Source organism: Pantoea sp. USMM079 (assembly GCF_037153115.1).
In the GTDB taxonomy this organism is placed as follows: Bacteria; Pseudomonadota; Gammaproteobacteria; order Enterobacterales; family Enterobacteriaceae; genus Pantoea; species Pantoea communis.
Genome location: NZ_JBBCKX010000009.1, coordinates 137,641 through 157,106, shown reverse-complemented (window position 1 = coordinate 157,106; position 19,466 = coordinate 137,641). Strand labels below are relative to the sequence as shown.

The following is a 19,466-nucleotide window of genomic DNA, read 5'->3' as shown; positions in this document are numbered from 1 at the left end:
AGAGGGCGGCCCCAGGGCCGTCCTCGTTGCGCGTCCCGCCGCCGGGTGCTGGCATTATCCGTGCAGGTATTTCTCAAACCACCCCAACGTCCTGCTCCACGCCAGCCCTGCTGCCGCTTTGTCATAACGCGGGGTCGAGTCGTTGTGGAAGCCATGATTCACGCCGGGATAGATATAGGCTTCATAGGTTTTATGGTTAGCTTTCAGCGCCTCTTCATACGCTGGCCAGCCTTCGTTGATGCCTTTGTCTAGCGCGGCATAGTGCAGCAGCAGCGGGGCGTTGATGCGCGGCACGTCTTCCGCTTTGGGCTGGCGACCATAAAACGGCACTGCACAAGCCAGTTCCGGGAAGGCCACTGCAGCAGCATTCGCCACGCCGCCGCCGTAACAGAAGCCAGTGATCCCCACCTTGCCAGTGCCTTCTTCGTGGTGCATCAGGAAATCGACGGCAGCAAAAAAGTCGTTCATCAACTTAGTGGGATCGACTTTGGCCTGCATCGCACGACCCTCTTCATCATTGCCGGGATAACCGCCCATTGAGCTCAGGCCATCCGGTGCCAGCGCGATATATCCGGCTTTGGCCACGCGACGTGCCACATCTTCAATGTACGGATTCAGTCCGCGATTCTCATGCACCACCACCACCGCGCCCACTTTGCCGGTTGCCTTGGCTGGACGCACCAGATAGCCGCGCACCTCGCCATGGCCTTGCGGAGAGGGATAGTGGATGTATTCGGGTTTGATCTCAGGGTCGGTGAATTCAACTTGCTGCGCCAGTGCATAGTTGGGGCTCATGGCGGTAAGCAGGGTGGCACCGGTCATGCCGGCGATGGTGAATTTGGCGGCCAGGGTGATGAACTCACGTTTACTGATCCTGCCGTGCGCGTAATAGTCATATAACTCAAGCAGTTCCTGGGGAAAATCCTGTGCGGTAAGACGGGTCATAACCTCTCCTTCGCTGATTAACCGATGGCTTTGCTGCTCTAAAAAAGCACAGCGGGTTAATGCTTGCAAACGCTATGCCGCAAAGCGTTAAGAGTGAAGAGAGCGCGATGCGCTGAGTGCAGGTCTGGAAAAATATATCGTTTGGTATTAAAAACAGGCCATTTTAATTAACAATCGGGATAACACCATATTGTCTGGAATTATTGACACGCCATTTGGCGAGAAAGCTAATTAACCTTTCTGTTGTCTGCATTTAATAATAATCAAATGAAGTGCTTACCTATTAACGCTGAAGTTCTGCCTTATGGGTCAATAACAATATCGTCACAATAAATGATGGTTGTTAACCTTGTGGCTGTCATATCAATCAATTAGTCTCTGGTTGAGACAATGATCGCCATCAAAAAACACTGTTATAGTTTTACAGACTTCCTCTGTTTATTTTCGTTCTGGCGCCTTCCCTTTACATTAGTGCGACCTTTCATTCGATAAGACGAAATAACTCCCCGCACGCTGTTGTTCATTATAAGTAAAAATTCCAGTGCACTTTGTGGCAATGAGGTAAGCAATGTTTGGATTAGATGCCTTTCACCTGGCAAGGATACAGTTCGCCTTTACTGTCTCCTTCCATATTATTTTTCCAGCCATCACCATCGGCCTCGCCAGTTTCCTGGCGGTGCTCGAAGGGATGTGGCTGAAAACCCGCAACGAGACCTATCGCGATCTCTATCATTTTTGGTCCAAAGCCTTTGCCGTTAACTTCGGTATGGGTGTGGTCTCCGGGCTGGTAATGGCCTATCAGTTCGGCACTAACTGGAGTGGTTTCTCGCAGTTTGCCGGCAGTATCACCGGGCCACTGCTCACCTATGAAGTGTTAACCGCCTTCTTCCTGGAAGCGGGTTTCCTCGGTGTGATGCTGTTTGGCTGGAATCGCGTCGGTCCTGGTCTGCACTTCTTCGCCACCTGCATGGTGGCGTTAGGCACCATCTTCTCGACCTTCTGGATTCTGGCCAGTAACAGCTGGATGCACACCCCACAGGGTTACATCATCGAAAACGGCGTTGTGGTGCCGGAGGACTGGCTCAAGATCATTTTTAACCCGTCATTCCCGTTCAGATTGCTACATATGTCCACCGCGGCTTTCCTCGCCAGTGCCTTCTTTGTCGGCGCTTCTGCGGCCTGGCATCTGCTGCGAGGCAATGACAACCCAGCCGTGCGCAAGATGTTTTCGATGGCGCTGTGGATGGCACTGATCGTCTCACCGATTCAGGCGTTTCTCGGCGATGCGCATGGCCTGAACACGCTGGAATATCAGCCAGCCAAAATCGCGGCGATAGAAGGGCACTGGGAAAACAAGCCGGGTGAAGCCACGCCACTGATTCTGTTCGGTGTGCCGGATATGGAGCAGGAGCGCACCAAATATGCGCTGGAGATTCCCTATCTCGGTAGCCTGATTCTGACGCACAGCCTCGAGAAGCAGATCCCGGCACTGAAAACCTTCCCGAAAGAGGATCGCCCAAACTCCACCGTGATTTTCTGGTCGTTCCGCGTGATGGTAGCGCTCGGTTTGTTGATGATCGGTATGGGAGTGATCAGCCTGTGGCTGCGGGTGAAGAAGCGCCTGTATCAGTCGCGGCCGTTTTTGTGGTTCTGTTTGCTGATGGGGCCATCGGGACTGATCGCCATTCTGGCGGGATGGATCACCACCGAAATGGGTCGCCAGCCGTGGGTAGTATATGGCGTGCAGCGCACCATTGATGCGGTCTCCGCCCATGGCAATCTGCATATGAGCATCAGCCTGATGGCGTTCATCGTGGTCTACTGCTCGGTGTTTGGTGTCGGCTATCACTACATGATGCGCCTGATTAAACAAGGTCCAGTGACCGGTGAAGGTAGAGAAGTGGCGCACGGTGGCCCGGGCGAGCAACACACTCCGGCTCGTCCGCTATCTGCGGCCAATACCCATAAACGTGGGGAGCAATAATTATGATCGACTTTTCTATCATTTGGTTCGCCATCATCGTGTTTGGTACCCTGATGTATATCGTGATGGATGGCTTCGATTTGGGTATTGGACTGTTGCTGCCGTTCAACAAAGATCCGATCGAGCGCGACATGATGGTCAACACTGTGGCGCCAGTGTGGGATGGTAATGAAACCTGGCTAGTGCTAGGGGGCGCAGCGCTGTATGGCGCATTCCCGCTGGCCTATTCGGTGCTGCTGGATGCGCTATCGATCCCATTAACCGCGATGCTCATCGGTTTGATTTTTCGCGGCGTGGCGTTTGAGTTCCGCTTTAAAGCTACCGAAGAGCATCGTCCGTTTTGGGATAAATCGTTCATCGCCGGATCGCTGCTGGCGACCTTTAGTCAGGGCGTGGCCGTGGGCGCCATTCTTAATGGCTTCCCGGTATCAGGCCGTGAATATGTCGGTTCAGCAATGAGTTGGCTGGCGCCGTTCCCGCTGTTCTGCGGTGTTGGCTTAGTGATTGCTTATGCACTGCTGGGCTGCACCTGGCTGATTATGAAAACTGAGCACGACCTGCACCGCAAAATGTCAGCGCTGGCCACACCGCTCACCCTGACGTTGCTGTTGGTGGTTGGCATTATCAGTGTCTGGACGCCGCTCACCCACGCGGATATCGCGCAACGCTGGTTCTCACGTCCCAACCTGTTCTGGTTCCTGCCGGTTCCGCTACTGGTGGTGCTGTGCTCGTGGGGGGTTGTGCGCGCCATCAAGCGTGAGGCGCATTACTCACCGTTTCTTTTGACGCTGGCGCTGATTTTCCTCGGTTTCTCCGGTCTGGGTATCAGTATCTGGCCAAACATCGTACCGCCGTCGATCACTATCTGGCAGGCCGCATCTCCGGCCAGTAGCCAGGCGTTTATGTTGGTGGGCGCTTTACTGATTATTCCGGTGATTCTGGGTTACACCTTCTGGAGTTACTACGTGTTCCGCGGAAAAATCAAAGCCGATGAGGGGTACCATTGATATGCCAATCCAGGTCAGCAAGATGAAAGACAGGGTAACGCCGTCGCCATGGTGGAAGCGGGTGATGTGGCTGGTCATTATTTATGGCGCAAGCGTGCTGGCACTGGGTGTGGTGGCATCACTGTTTCGTATGATGATGAACGCGGCAGGCATGCATACGCACTGAGTCTTCACAGAGACCGGTTTCGCAACAGTGTGCGCCCCGTTACAAAAATTGCGTGAAGGTCGCTGGTAATAGCGACCTTATTCACATTATCGCAGTGCAAAAATTGACCCTAAAACGTTAGTAACCTAAGCAATTAATGCTGTTCCCGCCTCGCTGCCTTTACTCTTCCTTACGTAAGTAATACGTTTTTGTTATATTTATGTGACTAATCGCGCAAATTCATTACCTTCACACTTATCACTCGATTGAAAAAATCATGCTCAGCCTGAATCTTAAAAAACAGTACATCAACGATCTGGTGGACTGGATAGAGGCGAATCTGACCGATGAGCTCAATATCGATCTGATTACCCTGAAATCTGGTTACTCCAAGTGGCACATGCAGCGCATGTTCAAAGAGATGACCGGCCAAACGCTGGCCTCGTATACGCGCAAGCGTCGCCTGACCATGTCAGCGATGGCGCTGCGTTTGACCAGCATGCCGCTCATTGATATTGCCGTGCGCTTTGGCTTCGATAACCAGCAGAATTTCACGAGGGTATTCAAAAGCCACTTCTCCATGACGCCCGGCGCCTATCGTCGCATCCCGGACATGCTGATGAAGGATTTCCACAGTCGTATTTCCACGCAGCGTTCGTGGGTCAACGCGCGTCTGGCCGAGAAGCCGGAGTTGCAGCTGTGTGGTGAAGTGATTGAGTGGGAGTGCCGCTTTGGCGAGTACATCGATCATCATAATCAGGTGGTCGCGCAGCATACCCGCGATTTTGTCCGCTTTGCCGGTAAACATGTCAGCCGTGGCTGGCTGGGCTTCCAGTTCAGTCCGGGAGTGAATTCTGCCGATCAGCAGCACATTAGCTTGTTCCAGGCACTGGAGAGTCAGTATGCCGATGTGCTGCCGCGTAATGTGCAGAACTGGACCGGCGAGAGTGGTTTATATGCGGAAATTGACTGGCACGGTACGCCGGAAGAGATCAACGCGTTTACCGCCGAGATTTACTACAACCACTTGCCTGCACTGGGTGTGGCGCGCCGGGCCGGTAAAGACCTGCTCAAGCTGGATCTGAAATACAGCACGCCCGATTTGCTGCAGGGCACTTTCTACATTCCGGTCTCCACCTGCTAATGCATAAATCGTGCGGTTATCTGTGACTAACCGCACGATTTTATAAAATATTCGCCGTAACTGGCGTAAAATCCTTCATTGAAACCTGATTGGCCGCGTAAAACACCAGCCGCCACACATCAGGCTGGATAATCACCTGCATTCCTGGTCCGCTCTGGACCGCTAAAGTGAAAAAGAAAAAATTATGCGACTTTTACCGTTGTTCCTCATGACAGCGCTTGTGGCGTTTTCCTCGCTGGCAAGTGCACAGATGGCTGAGCCTTTCTCTCCGCCGGGCGGCCTGCATCCTCATCAGACTCACTGCCAGCAGCATGAAATTGTGGGTGATAACCCGCTGCCGCAGCACAGCCAGGATGACAATAGCTTCGTCAACTGCAGTAACCATCAGGCCTGATTTCACCTCCGTTTTACCGCGCTTTACTCCGTTAATATCGATGACACGCCGCACGTTTGTTGCGGCGCGATCGTTGCTTGCTGTTGTCCGCTAGTCGAACTCAATTCCCTGTGCGGGAGAACTCGCTGCGGTGCTCTCCTGAAACCCCTTCAGCGTTAATGCCTGCCAAGCCACACCGAAAATTCTGCAACTTTTCCCAATAGCATTTTTCGGCATTGCAACGAAGATATATCATAGCTATTCTGCCTGACGTCAGATGAGAATGATTTTCGATAACGTTTGATTCATGCGCGGACTTCTGACGTCCGGTACGGGGCAAAATTATGGATAAACAATCAGCATCGGCCAGCAGTGCGCTGGCAAACCCTTGTCACACCATCTCTTTGGCAGCTGCTCGCGTGGTGATTAACGCCGCATTCGAGGCCGCAGCAGAATTTGGCTGGCATATCAGTGTGGCCGTGGTGGATCGAGCGGGCGAGTTAGTGAGCCTGGATCGCAGCGACAAGGCGATTGGCATCAGCCCGACGGTGGCGCTGGGCAAAGCGCGCACGGCAGTACTGCTGCGTGCACCGTCAAAAGAATTTGAGACCTTCATCAACGCTGGCAGCCCGAGTTTTCTGGCCACGCCCGGCGTCACCCCGCTGGAAGGCGGTATTCCTTTATGGCTTAACGGCGAAGTGATTGGCGCGGTTGGCGTGAGCGGGGCGCACGGCGCTAACGACTCACAGGTCGCGGAAATGGCCGCCGAAGCACTGGCAATCCTTTAAATACACCGATTGGCAGGGACGTCAGCATGATGCATCTGCCTGGAGAGAACACTTGCAAAAAAACACTAACGATCGCGCACCGAAGCGCGTACGCAACGAATTACGTTTCCGTCATATCACCGTGGCGAGCAAAACCTTAATCGCCGGTGAATTCTGGCGCATCGAGTTTACCGGCAGCGATCTGGCGGGCTTCAATTCGCCATCGTTCGACGATCACATCAAAGTGTTCTTCCCGGACAACGCTGGCAGTGCTTTGGCCTTGCCGCAAATGACCGAAGAAGGGATCGTCTGGCCTGGTGGCGTACGTCCGGCTGCGCGTGACTACACGCCGCTGGCGTTTAACGGTACGGATTCCCTGACGCTCGATTTCTATATTCACGATGGCGGCGTGGCCAGCAGCTGGGCGAATGAGGCAAAGCCAGGTGATCAAATCGCCATGGGCGGCCCGCGTGGGTCCTGTGTGGTGCCCGTGGATTATGCCTGCCAGATTTACGTGTGCGATGAGACCGGTCTGCCAGCCTTTAAGCGTCGCTACGCTGAGATGCAGGCGCAGCAGATCCATCTGCTGGCCTACGCCGATGAAACCACCGGACGCGATTATCTCGGCGATCTGCCAAATGTGCAGGTGACCTGGCTCGGCAGTGGCAGCATGCAGGTAGATAACCTCGGCCCGCTGATTGCGCAGCTGGATCAGATCTCACTGCCCACAGAAGAGTATTTCATCTGGCTGACAGGTGAAGGTGAAGCGGTAAAACTGCTGAGCGACTACTTCACGCAACGCCGTGGTGCGCACACTGATTTCGTACGCGCGGTGGCTTACTGGCATCAGAAATAACTGACTTCGCCGCGCCCGCTGCCGCCTGTGTTGAATTTTGCCAGGCGGCAGACTACTATCAACCTCCCTTAATTGACCTCAGGGAAGGCAATGAAACAGCAGCGGGATTTTCCATGGCAGTCCGATAATGCACAACGTGCAATCTGTGCAGGTGCGCGTAAAAAGCGCCGGGAAAGGATGCTGGATGCCAGTGATATCCGCCTGTTGATGATGCATTTCCTCGCCAACGGTTCTGCGCATGGCTATGAGCTGATCAAGTCAGTGGAAGAGCTGTCCAAAGGGGAATATTCCCCCAGCCCTGGCATCATCTATCCTAACCTCACTTTGCTCGAAGAGATGGATGCGATCCGCGTGGTAGATGCACATGCATCGCGTAAAGCCTACGCACTCAATGAAGGTGGTCGCGCATTATTAGCCGAGAACGGCGAGAATATTGCCAATATTATTGAGCGACTGACTTCGCTGGCGATTCTGGTGAATAATCGCAGTATTCCGGAAGTCGAGCAGGCGATTCATCATATTCGACACACGCTGAATCATCGCTTATCCCAGGAAGATATTTCGCCTGAGTCGCTGAATATCGTCATTAATGCATTGAACGAAGCGACAGAAAAAATCTCGAACAGTTAACAGGTTAAGGGCGCGTCTTATCGCGCCTTTTTTATTGCCTGTGGTATTAACCTTTCTGCTACGAAATTCATAAAATAAAAACATCCCAACATCCTTTATTACAGGCATACCAAAAAGGTTTAGCCTGTGAATATAAACGGTAGTTTTTAACTTTTTTATTTGGCGCTACTTTTTCTTCATCGCAGTTAACGCGTTTATGGAGAGAAGTATGTCTGAAAATAAAACCCCAGCCGTGCACGATCTGCGCTCGGCCATCGCGCTACTCACCAGCCTGAAAGGCGAGTTTGTCAGCACCGATACTGAAGTCGATCCACACGCCGAACTGTCTGGTGTTTATCGCTATGTCGGCGCAGGTGGCACCTGTGAACGTCCAACCCGCAAAGGTCCGGCGATGATGTTCAATAAGGTTAAAGGCTTCCCTGATGTGCGCGTGGTCACCGGTTTGATGTCGACTCGTGAGCGCGTTGGCCATCTGCTCAACTGCCCGCCTGAAAAGCTAGGCTTCCTGCTGAAAGATTCCGTCCACCACGCGATTGCTCCGGTGGTGACCAGCACCAAACCGCTGTGCCAGGAAGTGGTGCACTATGCGGAAGATCCGGCTTTCGATCTACGCACGCTGTTGCCTGCACCTACCAACACTGAAGAAGATGCTGGTCCCTATTTCACCATGGGCATGTGCTACGCCTCGGATCCGGAAACCCACGAATCGGATATCACTATCCATCGCCTGTGCATTCAGAGCCGTGATGAGCTGTCGATGTGGCTGACGCCGGGTCGTCACATCGACGCCTTCCGTGAAAAAGCCGAAAAGGCCGGACAGCCTCTGCCGATCTCGATCAGTATTGGTGTTGATCCGGCGATTGAGATCGCCGCCTGCTTTGAACCACCGACCACGCCGCTGGGCTACAACGAACTCAGCATTGCCGGTGCGCTGCGCGGCTATCCGGTGCAGTTAACGCCGTGCGTGAGCATCAATGAAAAAGCCATCGCCCATGCTGAAATCGTGATTGAAGGCGAACTGCTGCCGAACGTGCGCGTGCGTGAAGATCAGAACACCAATACAGGTAAAGCGATGCCAGAGTTTCCGGGATACACCGGCGAAGCCAAGGATGCGCTGCCGGTGATCAAGGTGAAAGCCGTCACCCATCGTAAACACCCGATTCTGCAAACAACCCTGGGCCCGAGTGGCGAGCACGTCAGCATGGCGGGTATTCCCACGGAAGCCAGCATTCTGGATATGCTGGATCGTGCGATGCCGGGTCGCGTGTTGAACGTCAATGCGCACACCTCTGGCGGCGGAAAATTACTGGCCGTCATCCAGTTCAAAAAAGCTTCTGCAGTGGATGAAGGGCGCCAGCGCCAGGCGGCACTGATCGCCTTCGCCGCCTTCTCTGAACTCAAACACGTGATCCTGGTGGATGACGATGTCGATGTGTTCGATACCGACGACATTTTGTGGGCGATGCAAACCCGCTATCAGGGCGATGTCGATCATCTCACCATTCCCGGTGTGCGCTGCCATCCGCTCGATCCTTCACAGGTGCCGGAATACAGCGCCAGCATCAGCCAACAGGGCGTGACCTGCAAAACCATCTTTGATTGCACCGTGCCGTGGCACATGAAGGCGCACTTTGAACGCTCGAAGTTCAAAGAGGTGGATGTGAAACGTTTTCTTCCTGATTTTGAGTAAGTGAGGTAGCAGTGAGCAGAAGGCGCATTATCGTCGGCATTAGCGGCGCGTCGGGTTTTCAGTACGGCATGAAGGCGCTGCAGTTGCTGCGCGATCAGGATGTGGAAGTGCATCTGGTGGTGACCAAAGGCGCAGAAGTGACGCGTTCGATGGAAACCCAATGGCAACGGCAGGATGTGGTGGATCTGGCCGATGAGGTGCACAGCATCAGCAATCTCGGCGCGTCGATCTCCAGTGGATCGTTTAAAACCCTCGGCATGCTGGTGGCGCCCTGCTCAATGAACTCGCTGGCATCGATTGCCAATGGGCTGACCAGCAATCTGCTGACGCGAGCAGCGGATGTGATCCTGAAAGAGCGTCGCCGGTTGGTGCTGATGGTACGAGAAACGCCGCTCAATCTGGCGCACATCCGCAATATGCAATCAGTCACGGAAATGGGAGGGATTATTTATCCTCCGGTTCCGGCTTTTTATCAGCAGCCGCAGTCCGTGGATGAGATGGTCCATCACAGCGTGGCGCGCGCCCTCGATCTGTTCGATCTCGATGTGGGCAACCTCAAACGCTGGGGTGAAAAACATAACGATAAGTAAGGAGTAAATTATGGTAGTGGGACCCTTTGTCAACGGCAGCGCGGTGCTGATTGGCGGGCTGGTGGGCGCCTTTCTTGGCACCAGAGTGCCAGAGAGGTTGCGCATCGCGTTGCCCATGACGTTCGGCCTGTCGTCGATGGGCCTCGGCATTGTTTTGATCGGCAAGATCCACAGTTTGCCGGCGGTAATTCTGGCGCTGATCCTCGGTGCGGCGCTGGGTGAATATGCCTATCTGGAGCAGAAGATAGGTCGACTGGGAAATCTGGCGAAAGGGCTGGTGAGCCGTTTTCAAAGCCAGCCAGCAGAAGGAGGATTGAGTGGTGAAGCGTTCACTGAAAAGTATGTGGCGATCATGGTGCTGTTCTGCGCCAGCGGCACCGGCATTATTGGTGCCATGACCGAAGGCATGACCCACGATGCCAATATCCTGCTGGTGAAATCCATCATGGACATCTTCACGGCGGCGATATTTGCCACGCTGCTCGGTTATGCGGTGGCGGTGATTGCCATTCCACAGTTGATCGTGCAACTGGTGCTGGCCTCGGCGGCAGTGCTGATTATGCCGCATACCACGGCACCGATGATGAGTGATTTCACCGCAGCCGGTGGGTTTGTGATGCTAGCGGCGGGCTTCCGTATCGCCGGGATCAAATCCTTCCCGGTAGCGAACATGTTACCGGCGCTGGTGCTGGTGATGCCGATCAGCCACTTATGGAGCATGTATATCCACTAAGCTTGCGCTCAGCGCGGTTGGATCGATTTCGGCCATGGTAAAGTAGCGCGAACAGGGCGCGGAGGGATTATGGATCTGAAACGATTGCATTATTTTTGCACGATAGCGGAACAGGGCTCGATCAGTAAAGCCGCGAAGCTATTGAACATCGCACAACCGCCGTTGGGAAAACGTCTGCAAGAGTTAGAACAGGAGATTGGCTCACCGCTTTTTACGCGCACGCCACGTGCCATGGTGTTAACCGAAGCGGGCAGTTTTCTCTATCGTCGTGCCTGCGATATTCTCAGCCAGGTGAACAGTTTAAAGCGGCAGACGGTCACCATTGCTACCCACAAACAGCGCCGCGTCACCATCGGTATTTCCTACCTGTATCTGCGTTATTTCACCCCGATCCTGATGGATTATTATCAGAACCGGCCCGACTGGGATATCAACGTGGTGGTGTCCGATTCCAGCCATCTGGAAGCGATGCTGGTCGATCAGCGTGTCGATATTGCACTGATGCAGGTGCCACACGATCGCCAGGCGTGGTTTGTGCGTGAACTGGAACCGATTGATACTATCGCCGTGGTTTCCGCGCATTACAGCGCGATTCTGGCGGGAAAAACCCTCAACTTTACCGATCTCAACGGGATTCCGTTAATTTTGCTACATCGCATTGGTGGTGAAGGCACTTATGAAGTGCTGCGTAACACCCTGTTTAGCAACTTAAGCCACATCAATATCAGCATCAAAGTGTCAGAACCGCGTCTGGTGCTGGAGATGATGGAGCAGGGCTTTGAGGGCGCGGCTTTTCTACCGCGCTCTGAGTTCGTGCCGAGTCAGCACGGCAAATATCTGGCGTGCCCGCTGGCCGAACCGTTTGCCATTTATCATCCTGCCATCGTCACGCTAAGCACCGCGCAGGATCGCCTGCTGTGGCCGCTAGAACAAGAGGCTGAGGGTTGAGCAGTCGGGCACTATGTCTGGCGATTCTGTCATGTTCGATGCGACTTAAGGGCATGCGCATTGCTCCGCTCGGGGATTAACCCGGCTTCTTCTTATCCACGTGCCCTAACTCGCGATCCGGCCAGCAGAAATCACGCACGCGCTGTTTCAGCGCGGCCGCATCCGGGAATCCGCCTTCCTGTTTACGCTCCCAAATCACCGTGCCATCAATCGAGATTTCAAACACGCCACCCGTGCCAGGCTTCAGCGTCACCGCGCTCAAATCTTCGGCAAAAGTGTGCAGCAGTTCCTGCGCCATCCACGCCGAACGCAGCAGCCAGTTGCATTGAGTGCAGTAGTAAATCGTCACAGCCGGTTTTTGCGACATCAGGCGCCTCTTCTTAATTATTGATTATAAACAAGTTAACAAAATGTGCGGTCTAAGATACATCTTAGTGTAAAGTTTATTGATAATGATTACCAATTGCATTACATTCCTGACGAAATTATTTATTACATAAAATAAGTCCACACATTTTACGGTTTATTAACGCATATCGCGTTTTTTTGGCGGCAATCCAGTGAGCGAATACTAACAATTAACCAGGTATTTCGCGCATGTCTTCACTCTTTCAGGGAATGACCCAGCAACGTCTGTTTAAAGTTGCGATTTTGTCTTCCGCTATTCACGCCGCTTGCAGCTATGCAGCCAGCGACAACACGACACTTGCTTTATCTTCTGACAAATCCACCAGTGCAGAGCCGGTTATGACGGTAACTGCGCCGAAGCTGGAGAATCAAGCCGGTAGCAAAAGCACCATTACCGCCGCCGATATGCAGCGTGATGGTGGCAATAATTTCGGCACCATCATGCGCTACGAACCAGGCGTGACGGCAACTGGTGCAAGCGGCGGCTCTTCTGCAGGTAAAAGTGGTTTTGATCGCGCGGGCTACACCGGCTACAACATCCGTGGTCTGGAAAGCAACCGCGTCGATATCAACGTTGACGGTGTTTCTCTGCCGGATGCCACTGGCCGTAGCTACGTCAGCCGCGCCGGTTTGGATACCTTTGGTATTGGCCGCGATTACATCGACCCATACATGTTTGGTCGCGTGGATATTGATAAAGGCGCGACTTCAGTCTCTCAGGCCAACACCGCGATTGGTGGTGCGGTATCGTTCCGCAACAAGACGCCAGACGACTACTTACATCCCGGTAAAACCACCTACTTTGGCTACCAGAGCGACTTCGATTCCTCAAACCGCAGCTGGCACAACGGCATCACTGCCGCAGCAGGCGATCAGGAACTGCGCGGTATCTTTGTTTACAGCCGTCGCGATGGACAGGAAACGCAAAACAATGATGCGAGCCGTGGCGCCTATCCTGCCAACTGGCACTCTGACGCACTGCTGGGTAGCGTGGTGTGGGAGCCGAATGACGCGCATAAAATCACCGGTACCGCCGACTTCTACCATAAAACCAATCACACCCATTACGACAGCTGGGATACTTCAGGCAATACCGTTTACGGCACCGCACAGCAGCAGAGCGATACCCGTCGCTTCGGCCTGAGCCTGGCGGACGAGTACACGCCTTACAACGACTTCATCGACAGCCTGAGCACGCGTGTCTACTGGCAGCACACCGAAGCGCATGACAACACCTATATGCCTTCGAGTGCGTCAGCCTATGAAACGGTTTACTCGGACTACAACACTGACAGCTACGGCTTTGAAACCAACCTGGCTAAAACACTGGGTCGTCATGAGCTGACTGCCGGTTTAAATGGACGTCTGGAAAAAACCGAGCGCCCATTCCGCCAGTCACCGACGCCTAGTACCTTCAGTGTGATCATGCAGCCTGAAGCAGACAGCCGCAGCTACACGCTGGGCGGCTTTGTGCAGGATAAGATCAACTTCGACCTGGATGGTCACAACTTTGCGGTGGTGCCGGGCGTGCGTGTGGCGTACCAAAATACCAAACCTGATAACCTCAGCAGCCTGACCAGCGGCAGCACCGTTCTAACCGAATCAGAAGTTGAAACGCTTTACGGCTCAGGCAATAGCGATACGCAGGTTCTGCCATCACTGGCATTCCAGTATGAGCTCACGCCAACACTGATGACCTATCTGCAATACAAGCGCGGCGCACAATTCCCGAACGCCAGCCAGCTGTATGGTTCATGGAACCTCGGTTCCAGCTATGCGGGTAGTCAGCAATATGCGCTGATTGGTAACCCGGATTTGAAAACCGAAACCAGCAACAACTTCGAATGGGGTCTGAAAGGACAGCCGACCGAAGGCGTGGTGATGAACACAGCGGTTTACTACAACGCTTACAAAAACTTCATTGCCTATAACCGTTACACCCGTGCCGGTAGCCCGGAGAAATTCACCAACGTTCCAAGCAACATTTACACTACTTATCAGTCAGAGAATCGCGATAAAGCCTATATCTATGGTGCTGAGTTGAGTGGGAAAGTGAATTTCGGCACCTGGTATCAAGATGTGCAGGGCCTGAGCGCACGCTTCGCCTTTAGCTACAACGAAGGTAAATCGAAGTCGAGCTACCTCGGTGACCGTTATGTCGATCTGGAGAGCGTACCGCCAATGAAAGCGGTGCTGGGCCTGGGTTGGGATGCGCCGCAGGACGAGTACGGTGCTGCTGTGACGGCTACCTTCGTGAAGGCCAAAAAAGCCACGGCGACCAACCGCCAGAGCTACACCAATACCGGTTCTGCACTGACCGATTCCACCACCGATTACGAGCGCGTGCCGGGTTACGGTATGGTCGATCTGACGGCTTATTGGCAGGTGGCGAAGAACGTCAAGCTGAGCGGTGGCGTGTATAACCTGACAGATCGTAAATATTGGGATTACCTGAGCAGCCGCGAAATGACCAGCGATACCGCACAGGATCGCAACGATATCGCACTGGCAACTCAGCCAGGCCGCACCTTCCAACTCGGTGTGAACGTCGACTTCTAATCATTTTTTCGCCCTGCGTTCGCGCAGGGCCTTTTCATGGAGCAAGAGCAATGAACCCACGTTACGATCACTACCTGGCGCTGAAAGGCGAACATCCGAAGAAGTATGCCCGCGATCTGGCGGCCCTGATGGGCATTGGCGAAGCGCAGCTGTGTGAAGCGCGCGTCGGCCAGGATGCGCAAGCGTTAAAAGCAGATTTCCCGGCGTTGCTGAAGGCACTGGAAGCCGTTGGCGAAACCAAAAGCATCACCCGCAACGAATATGCGGTGCATGAGCAGGTCGGCAAATATGAGAACCTGCACCTCGGCGAACATGCCGGGCTGATCCTTAACCCACGTGCGCTCGATCAGCGTCTGTTCCCGGCACAGTGGCACAGCGCCTTCTTCCTGCGTGAGCAGACAGCGCGCGGCGAACGTCAAAGTATTCAGATTTTTGATCGCCACGCGGATGCGGTACTGAAAATCTACACCACCGACAATACCGAGATGGCGGCATGGGATGCGCTGATCGCTGAGTTCACGATCGAAGCCGCTGCGGCACTCGATCCACAACCTGCCGCCGCACCAGAACACAGCCGCGCCATTGATGCCGATAAAGTGGAAGCCGAATGGCGCGCCATCACCGATGTGCATCAGTTCTTTGGCTTACTGAAGCGCCATAATATCTCTCGCCAGCAGGCGTTTCACGCGGTGCCGGACGATCTGGCGCGTCAGGTCAGCAACGATTCGCTGGCTCAACTGCTGGAGCAGGCGCAGCAGGATGGCAACGAAATCATGATCTTTATCGGCAACCGGGGTTGCACGCAGATCTTCACCGGTGCGGTGGAGAAGCTGATGCCGATGGACAACTGGGTCAACATCTTCAACCCAACCTTCACGCTGCACCTGATGGCGGACCACATTGCCGAGAGCTGGGTGACGCGCAAACCGAGTGGCGATGGCTTTGTCACCAGCCTCGAACTCTTTGCTGCCGATGGCACGCAGATCGCGCAGCTCTATGGACAGCGTAGCGAAGGCACGCCAGAGCAGGCGCGCTGGCGTGAGCAAGTCACCGCGTTGGGAGCGACAGCATGAAACGTCTGACCCTATTACTGCTGGGCGCGCTGGCGCTGCCGGCATTTGCTGCTGAACGGGTGATCTCGATCGGCGGTGATGTGACACAAATCATTTATGCGCTGGATGCGCAGGCCGATCTGGTGGCGCGCGACAGCACCAGCCAGCATCCGGCGCAGGCTAACAAGTTGCCGGACATCGGCTATATGCGCCAGCTTAATGCCGAGGGCATTCTGGCGATGAAGCCTACGCTGGTGCTGACCAGCGAGTTGGCGAAACCCTCGCTGGTGTTGCAACAGGTTGAGAGCGCTGGCGTGAAAGTGGTGGATGTCACCGGCAAAACCGGCCTCGACGCCATCCCGGAAAAGATCGCCACCATCGGTAAAGCGCTCCATCGTGATGCCGAAGCGAAAGCGCTGATTGAGAAAGTGAACAAGCAGCGCGCGCAGATTCCCCAGCAGCCACTGCCAGTCAAAGTGCTGTTTGTGATGGCGCACGGTGGCATGCGCACTCAGGCGGCAGGTAACCAAACCGGCGCTGATGCTGCAATCCGCAGTGCCGGTCTGGTCAACGCCATGGCGGCGATCCCGCATTATCAGCAGTTGTCACAGGAAGGTGTGGTCGCAGCCGCGCCGGATCTGGTGGTGGTGGGTGAAGATGGCCTACGCACGCTGGGTGGCGAAGAGAAAATCTGGTCGCTGCCGGGTCTGGCGTTAACACCTGCAGGCCAGCATCACGCCTTGCTGGTGGTCGATGAGATGGCCATGTTGGGCTTTGGTCTTGATACGCCGGAGACCATCGTGAAGCTGCGTAAGGCCGCCGAAGCGCTAAAACATGACTAACACCGCCGTGATGCGCTGGCTGCTATTGATGGGCATCAGCATGGTGATTTGCATGCTGATGGCTGCCAATTTTGGTGCCATGCCGCTGTCGATGCGCACGCTGTTCCATGCGCCGCTCAGCGATATGGCGTGGCAAATCTGGCTGAACATCCGCCTGCCGCGCGTGTTACTGGCGGTGTTGCTCGGTATGGCATTGGCAGTCTCTGGCGCGGTGATGCAGGGCCTGTTCCGCAATCCGCTGGCCGATCCGGGATTGCTTGGGATCAGCAGTGGAGCGGGGCTAGCAGTAGCGGTTTCGATTGTGGTGCCGCTCAGTTTGCCGCCGTTGCTGGCGCTGTGGCTGCCTTCGATTGCTGCGTTTATCGGCAGCCTGATCGTCACACTGCTTATTTTTAGTTTTAGTCGGCTGGCGCTGGGGAATCTGTCACGTTTGCTGCTGATCGGTATTGCCATCAACGCCTTGTGCGGTGCGGCGGTGGGTGTGCTCTCCTGGCTCAGTAATGATCAGCAGTTACGCCAGCTGGCGCTGTGGGGGATGGGCAGTTTGAGCGCGGCACAATGGCCGAGTCTGGTGGTGTGTGCTGTACTGATTCTTCCTGCGTTGATTGCCATCCAGACCCGTGCGCGTCGTCTTAACCTGCTGCAACTCGGTGAGGAAGACGCGCATTACATGGGCATTGATGTGAAGCGCACCCAGCGTGAGTTACTGGTGCTGAGTGCGCTGCTGGTGGGCACGGCGGTGTCGGTGAGCGGGATTATCGGTTTTGTCGGATTGGTGGTGCCGCACGTGATGCGTTTCTGTGTCGGGAGTGATCATCGCTGGATGTTGCCGGGTTCGGCGCTGGCGGGAGCCATCTTGCTATTGCTGGCGGATACGCTGGCGCGCACGGTGGTGATCCCGGCGGAAATGCCGGTGGGATTGATCACCAGCCTGATCGGTGGACCATGGTTTCTCTGGCTGATTCTGCGTCAGAAAAGGGGGATGAATGAGTGATTCAATGCAGGCTCGCGGCCTGCGCTTTAGTCATGGCACGCGTGCGCTGATTGATGATGTCTCTATTACCTTGCAGCCTGGTGAGATGATTTCCTTAATCGGCCCCAACGGCGCAGGCAAGTCCACGCTGTTGCGCCTGTTAACTGGGTTTCTGGCGCCTGAAGCGGGGGAGTGCTGGCTCGGCGATCGCCCGTTAAACGATTGGCCGCGTGAACCGCTGGCGCAACGTCGTGCGGTGATGCGCCAGCAAAACAGCGTGACTTTTCCGCTGCCTGCTGAAGAGGTGGTGGCGATGGGCCGTGCGCCCTGGCCTGCCAGCAAATCCAAAGCGGTGATTGAAGAGGTGATGCACATCACTGGCAGCCTGGAACTGGCGAAGCGTGATTATCGCTCGCTCTCCGGTGGGGAACAGCAGCGCGTGCAGCTGGCGCGAGTGCTGGCGCAGTTATGGCATGATGATGGTCCACGCGGTTGGCTGTTTCTTGATGAGCCGACTTCCGCACTCGACCTGTATTGGCAGCAGTACAGTTTGCGATTGCTGCATAAGCTGACGCGCAACGGCCGCTTTAGCGTCTGTACCGTGCTGCACGATCTCAATCTGGCGTCGCTGTGGTCCGATCGCATTCTGCTGTTGCATCAGGGCAAGCTGGTGGCGCAGGGTTCACCGCAAGAAGTGATGACGGAAACTACGCTGACGCGCTGGTATCAGGCGGAACTGCACGTGGTGATGCCGCAAGAGCAGGGCAGGCCGCAAATTCAGCTGCGGGCGTAGAAGTGGGGCGCCATTGATGGCGCCCAAAAAGTTACCGGCAATCGACAATCAGACGGCCACGGACTTCGCCCGCCAGCAAGGCTTCAGCACCTTCACGTGCTTCACTCAGTGGAATCACTTTGGTCAACTGCTCCAGCAGTGCGCCATCCACCAGTTCAGCCAGACGCTGCCACGCTTGCTCACGCAACGGCTTAGCGCACATCACGCTATCCACTCCGGCTAACACCACGCCGCGCAGGATAAACGGTGCCACGCTGGTAGGCAGATCCAGGCCTTGCGCCATGCCGCACGCAGCCACCACGCCATCACGCTTGATGCCCGCCAGCACGTTGGCCAACGTATGGCTGCCGACGCTATCAATCGCCGCAGCCCAGCGCTCTTTCGCCAGGGGTTTGCCGGGCGCACTCAGTTCAGCGCGATCGATAATCGAGGAGGCGCCGAGGGTGTTGATCAGGTAATCGCTGTCACTGGCGCGTCCGCTGGAGGCCACCACGTCATACCCTAAACGGGCCAGCAAACTGACGCTGAAACTGCCGACGCCGCCGCTGGCACCCGTCACCAGCACCGGACCCTGCTGCGGCGTGATGCCCTGTTTTTCCAGTGCCAGCACGCACAGCATCGCGGTGAAACCGGCGGTACCAATCGCCATGGTCTGCAACGGGCTTAAAGCCGCAGGCACTTTCACCAGCCAGTCACCAGAAACGCTGGCCTTCTGCGCCAGTCCGCCCCAATGCTTTTCACCCACACCCCAACCGGTTAGCAGTGCCACATCGTCCTGCTGCCACTCTGGATGGCGGCTGCTGATCACCCGACCGACAAAATCGATACCCGGCACCATCGGGAACTGACGCACAATCGGCCCTTTATTGCAGATGGCGAGCGCGTCTTTGTAGTTGAGGGTGGAGTAGCTAACTTCGAGGGAGACATCCTGATCGGGCAACTGTTGTTCTGACAGATCCTGCAGGGAAGTGCGGTATCCCTGCTCATCATTTTCAATGACTAATGCCTTAAACATGCAGCCTCCGGC

General features: G+C 55.1%; 20 protein-coding genes. 17 read left to right on the top strand and 3 right to left on the bottom strand.

Annotation, left to right across the window (positions count from 1 at the left end; genetic code table 11):
- Positions 1-54: 54 nt before the first annotated feature.
- Complete coding sequence (gene yghX / locus WFP70_RS14705) at positions 55-945, bottom strand: YghX family hydrolase (RefSeq protein WP_337023684.1); 891 nt, start codon at positions 943-945, stop codon at positions 55-57.
- Positions 946-1,513: 568 nt separating this feature from the next.
- Between yghX and WFP70_RS14700 the strand changes: the two genes are divergently transcribed.
- The 12 genes from WFP70_RS14700 (at position 1,514) to WFP70_RS14645 (ending at position 11,812) form a co-directional block, all read left to right on the top strand.
- Positions 1,514-2,929, top strand: coding sequence for a cytochrome ubiquinol oxidase subunit I (locus tag WFP70_RS14700; protein WP_337023683.1), 1,416 nt, complete (start codon positions 1,514-1,516; stop codon positions 2,927-2,929).
- A gap of 2 nt (positions 2,930-2,931) precedes the next feature.
- Complete coding sequence (gene cydB / locus WFP70_RS14695) at positions 2,932-3,936, top strand: cytochrome d ubiquinol oxidase subunit II (RefSeq protein WP_337023682.1); 1,005 nt, start codon at positions 2,932-2,934, stop codon at positions 3,934-3,936.
- A gap of 1 nt (position 3,937) precedes the next feature.
- Positions 3,938-4,102: a DUF2474 domain-containing protein gene (locus tag WFP70_RS14690; protein WP_064511324.1), complete on the top strand. Its 165-nt coding sequence runs from the start codon at positions 3,938-3,940 to the stop codon at positions 4,100-4,102.
- 256 nt (positions 4,103-4,358) lie between these two features.
- On the top strand, positions 4,359-5,225 hold the full coding sequence (locus WFP70_RS14685; RefSeq protein ID WP_034823295.1) for a helix-turn-helix domain-containing protein: 867 nt from the start codon (positions 4,359-4,361) through the stop codon (positions 5,223-5,225).
- Between the two features lie 184 nt (positions 5,226-5,409).
- Complete coding sequence (locus WFP70_RS14680) at positions 5,410-5,619, top strand: hypothetical protein (RefSeq protein ID WP_034823294.1); 210 nt, start codon at positions 5,410-5,412, stop codon at positions 5,617-5,619.
- A gap of 323 nt (positions 5,620-5,942) precedes the next feature.
- On the top strand, positions 5,943-6,386 hold the full coding sequence (locus WFP70_RS14675; protein ID WP_337023681.1) for a GlcG/HbpS family heme-binding protein: 444 nt from the start codon (positions 5,943-5,945) through the stop codon (positions 6,384-6,386).
- A 52-nt stretch (positions 6,387-6,438) separates the two neighbouring features.
- Entirely contained in the window at positions 6,439-7,221 is a 783-nt protein-coding gene (locus WFP70_RS14670; protein ID WP_255253265.1) for a siderophore-interacting protein, read from the top strand.
- Between the two features lie 90 nt (positions 7,222-7,311).
- Positions 7,312-7,851, top strand: a complete 540-nt coding sequence (locus tag WFP70_RS14665; RefSeq protein WP_166932798.1) for a PadR family transcriptional regulator — start codon at positions 7,312-7,314, stop codon at positions 7,849-7,851.
- A gap of 208 nt (positions 7,852-8,059) precedes the next feature.
- Positions 8,060-9,541 (top strand): UbiD family decarboxylase, encoded by a 1,482-nt coding sequence (locus WFP70_RS14660; protein ID WP_160833034.1) that lies wholly within the window; start codon positions 8,060-8,062, stop codon positions 9,539-9,541.
- An 11-nt stretch (positions 9,542-9,552) separates the two neighbouring features.
- Positions 9,553-10,131 (top strand): UbiX family flavin prenyltransferase, encoded by a 579-nt coding sequence (locus tag WFP70_RS14655; RefSeq protein ID WP_337023680.1) that lies wholly within the window; start codon positions 9,553-9,555, stop codon positions 10,129-10,131.
- A 10-nt stretch (positions 10,132-10,141) separates the two neighbouring features.
- Complete coding sequence (locus WFP70_RS14650; protein WP_034823289.1) at positions 10,142-10,864, top strand: DUF554 domain-containing protein; 723 nt, start codon at positions 10,142-10,144, stop codon at positions 10,862-10,864.
- A 69-nt stretch (positions 10,865-10,933) separates the two neighbouring features.
- Positions 10,934-11,812: a LysR family transcriptional regulator gene (locus WFP70_RS14645; RefSeq protein ID WP_034823288.1), complete on the top strand. Its 879-nt coding sequence runs from the start codon at positions 10,934-10,936 to the stop codon at positions 11,810-11,812.
- 76 nt (positions 11,813-11,888) lie between these two features.
- On the opposite strand, the gene WFP70_RS14640 is transcribed toward WFP70_RS14645, so the two are convergent.
- Positions 11,889-12,179 (bottom strand): SelT/SelW/SelH family protein, encoded by a 291-nt coding sequence (locus WFP70_RS14640; RefSeq protein ID WP_100703483.1) that lies wholly within the window; start codon positions 12,177-12,179, stop codon positions 11,889-11,891.
- Positions 12,180-12,409: 230 nt separating this feature from the next.
- Here WFP70_RS14640 and WFP70_RS14635 point away from each other — a divergent pair, with 230 nt between their 5' ends.
- Genes WFP70_RS14635 through WFP70_RS14615 form a run of 5 tightly spaced genes read left to right on the top strand, consistent with a single transcriptional unit; the run spans position 12,410 to position 18,439 of the window.
- A complete protein-coding gene (locus WFP70_RS14635; RefSeq protein ID WP_337023679.1) occupies positions 12,410-14,779 on the top strand; it encodes a TonB-dependent hemoglobin/transferrin/lactoferrin family receptor in 2,370 nt (789 codons plus the stop codon).
- A gap of 50 nt (positions 14,780-14,829) precedes the next feature.
- Entirely contained in the window at positions 14,830-15,852 is a 1,023-nt protein-coding gene (locus tag WFP70_RS14630; RefSeq protein WP_337023678.1) for a hemin-degrading factor, read from the top strand.
- On the top strand, positions 15,849-16,673 hold the full coding sequence (locus WFP70_RS14625; protein WP_337023677.1) for a heme/hemin ABC transporter substrate-binding protein: 825 nt from the start codon (positions 15,849-15,851) through the stop codon (positions 16,671-16,673). The genes WFP70_RS14630 and WFP70_RS14625 overlap by 4 nt, the downstream gene beginning before the upstream one ends.
- Positions 16,666-17,667, top strand: coding sequence for a FecCD family ABC transporter permease (locus tag WFP70_RS14620; protein ID WP_337023676.1), 1,002 nt, complete (start codon positions 16,666-16,668; stop codon positions 17,665-17,667). The genes WFP70_RS14625 and WFP70_RS14620 overlap by 8 nt, the downstream gene beginning before the upstream one ends.
- The gene (locus WFP70_RS14615) at positions 17,660-18,439 is read left to right on the top strand and encodes a heme ABC transporter ATP-binding protein (protein ID WP_211728597.1); all 780 of its coding nucleotides are present in this window, start codon (positions 17,660-17,662) and stop codon (positions 18,437-18,439) included. The genes WFP70_RS14620 and WFP70_RS14615 overlap by 8 nt, the downstream gene beginning before the upstream one ends.
- Before the next feature lie 31 nt (positions 18,440-18,470).
- Here the strand turns inward: WFP70_RS14615 and acuI are convergent, their stop codons facing one another.
- A complete protein-coding gene (gene acuI, locus WFP70_RS14610) occupies positions 18,471-19,454 on the bottom strand; it encodes an acrylyl-CoA reductase (NADPH) (protein WP_097118067.1) in 984 nt (327 codons plus the stop codon).
- Between the last annotated feature and the right edge of the window lie 12 nt (positions 19,455-19,466).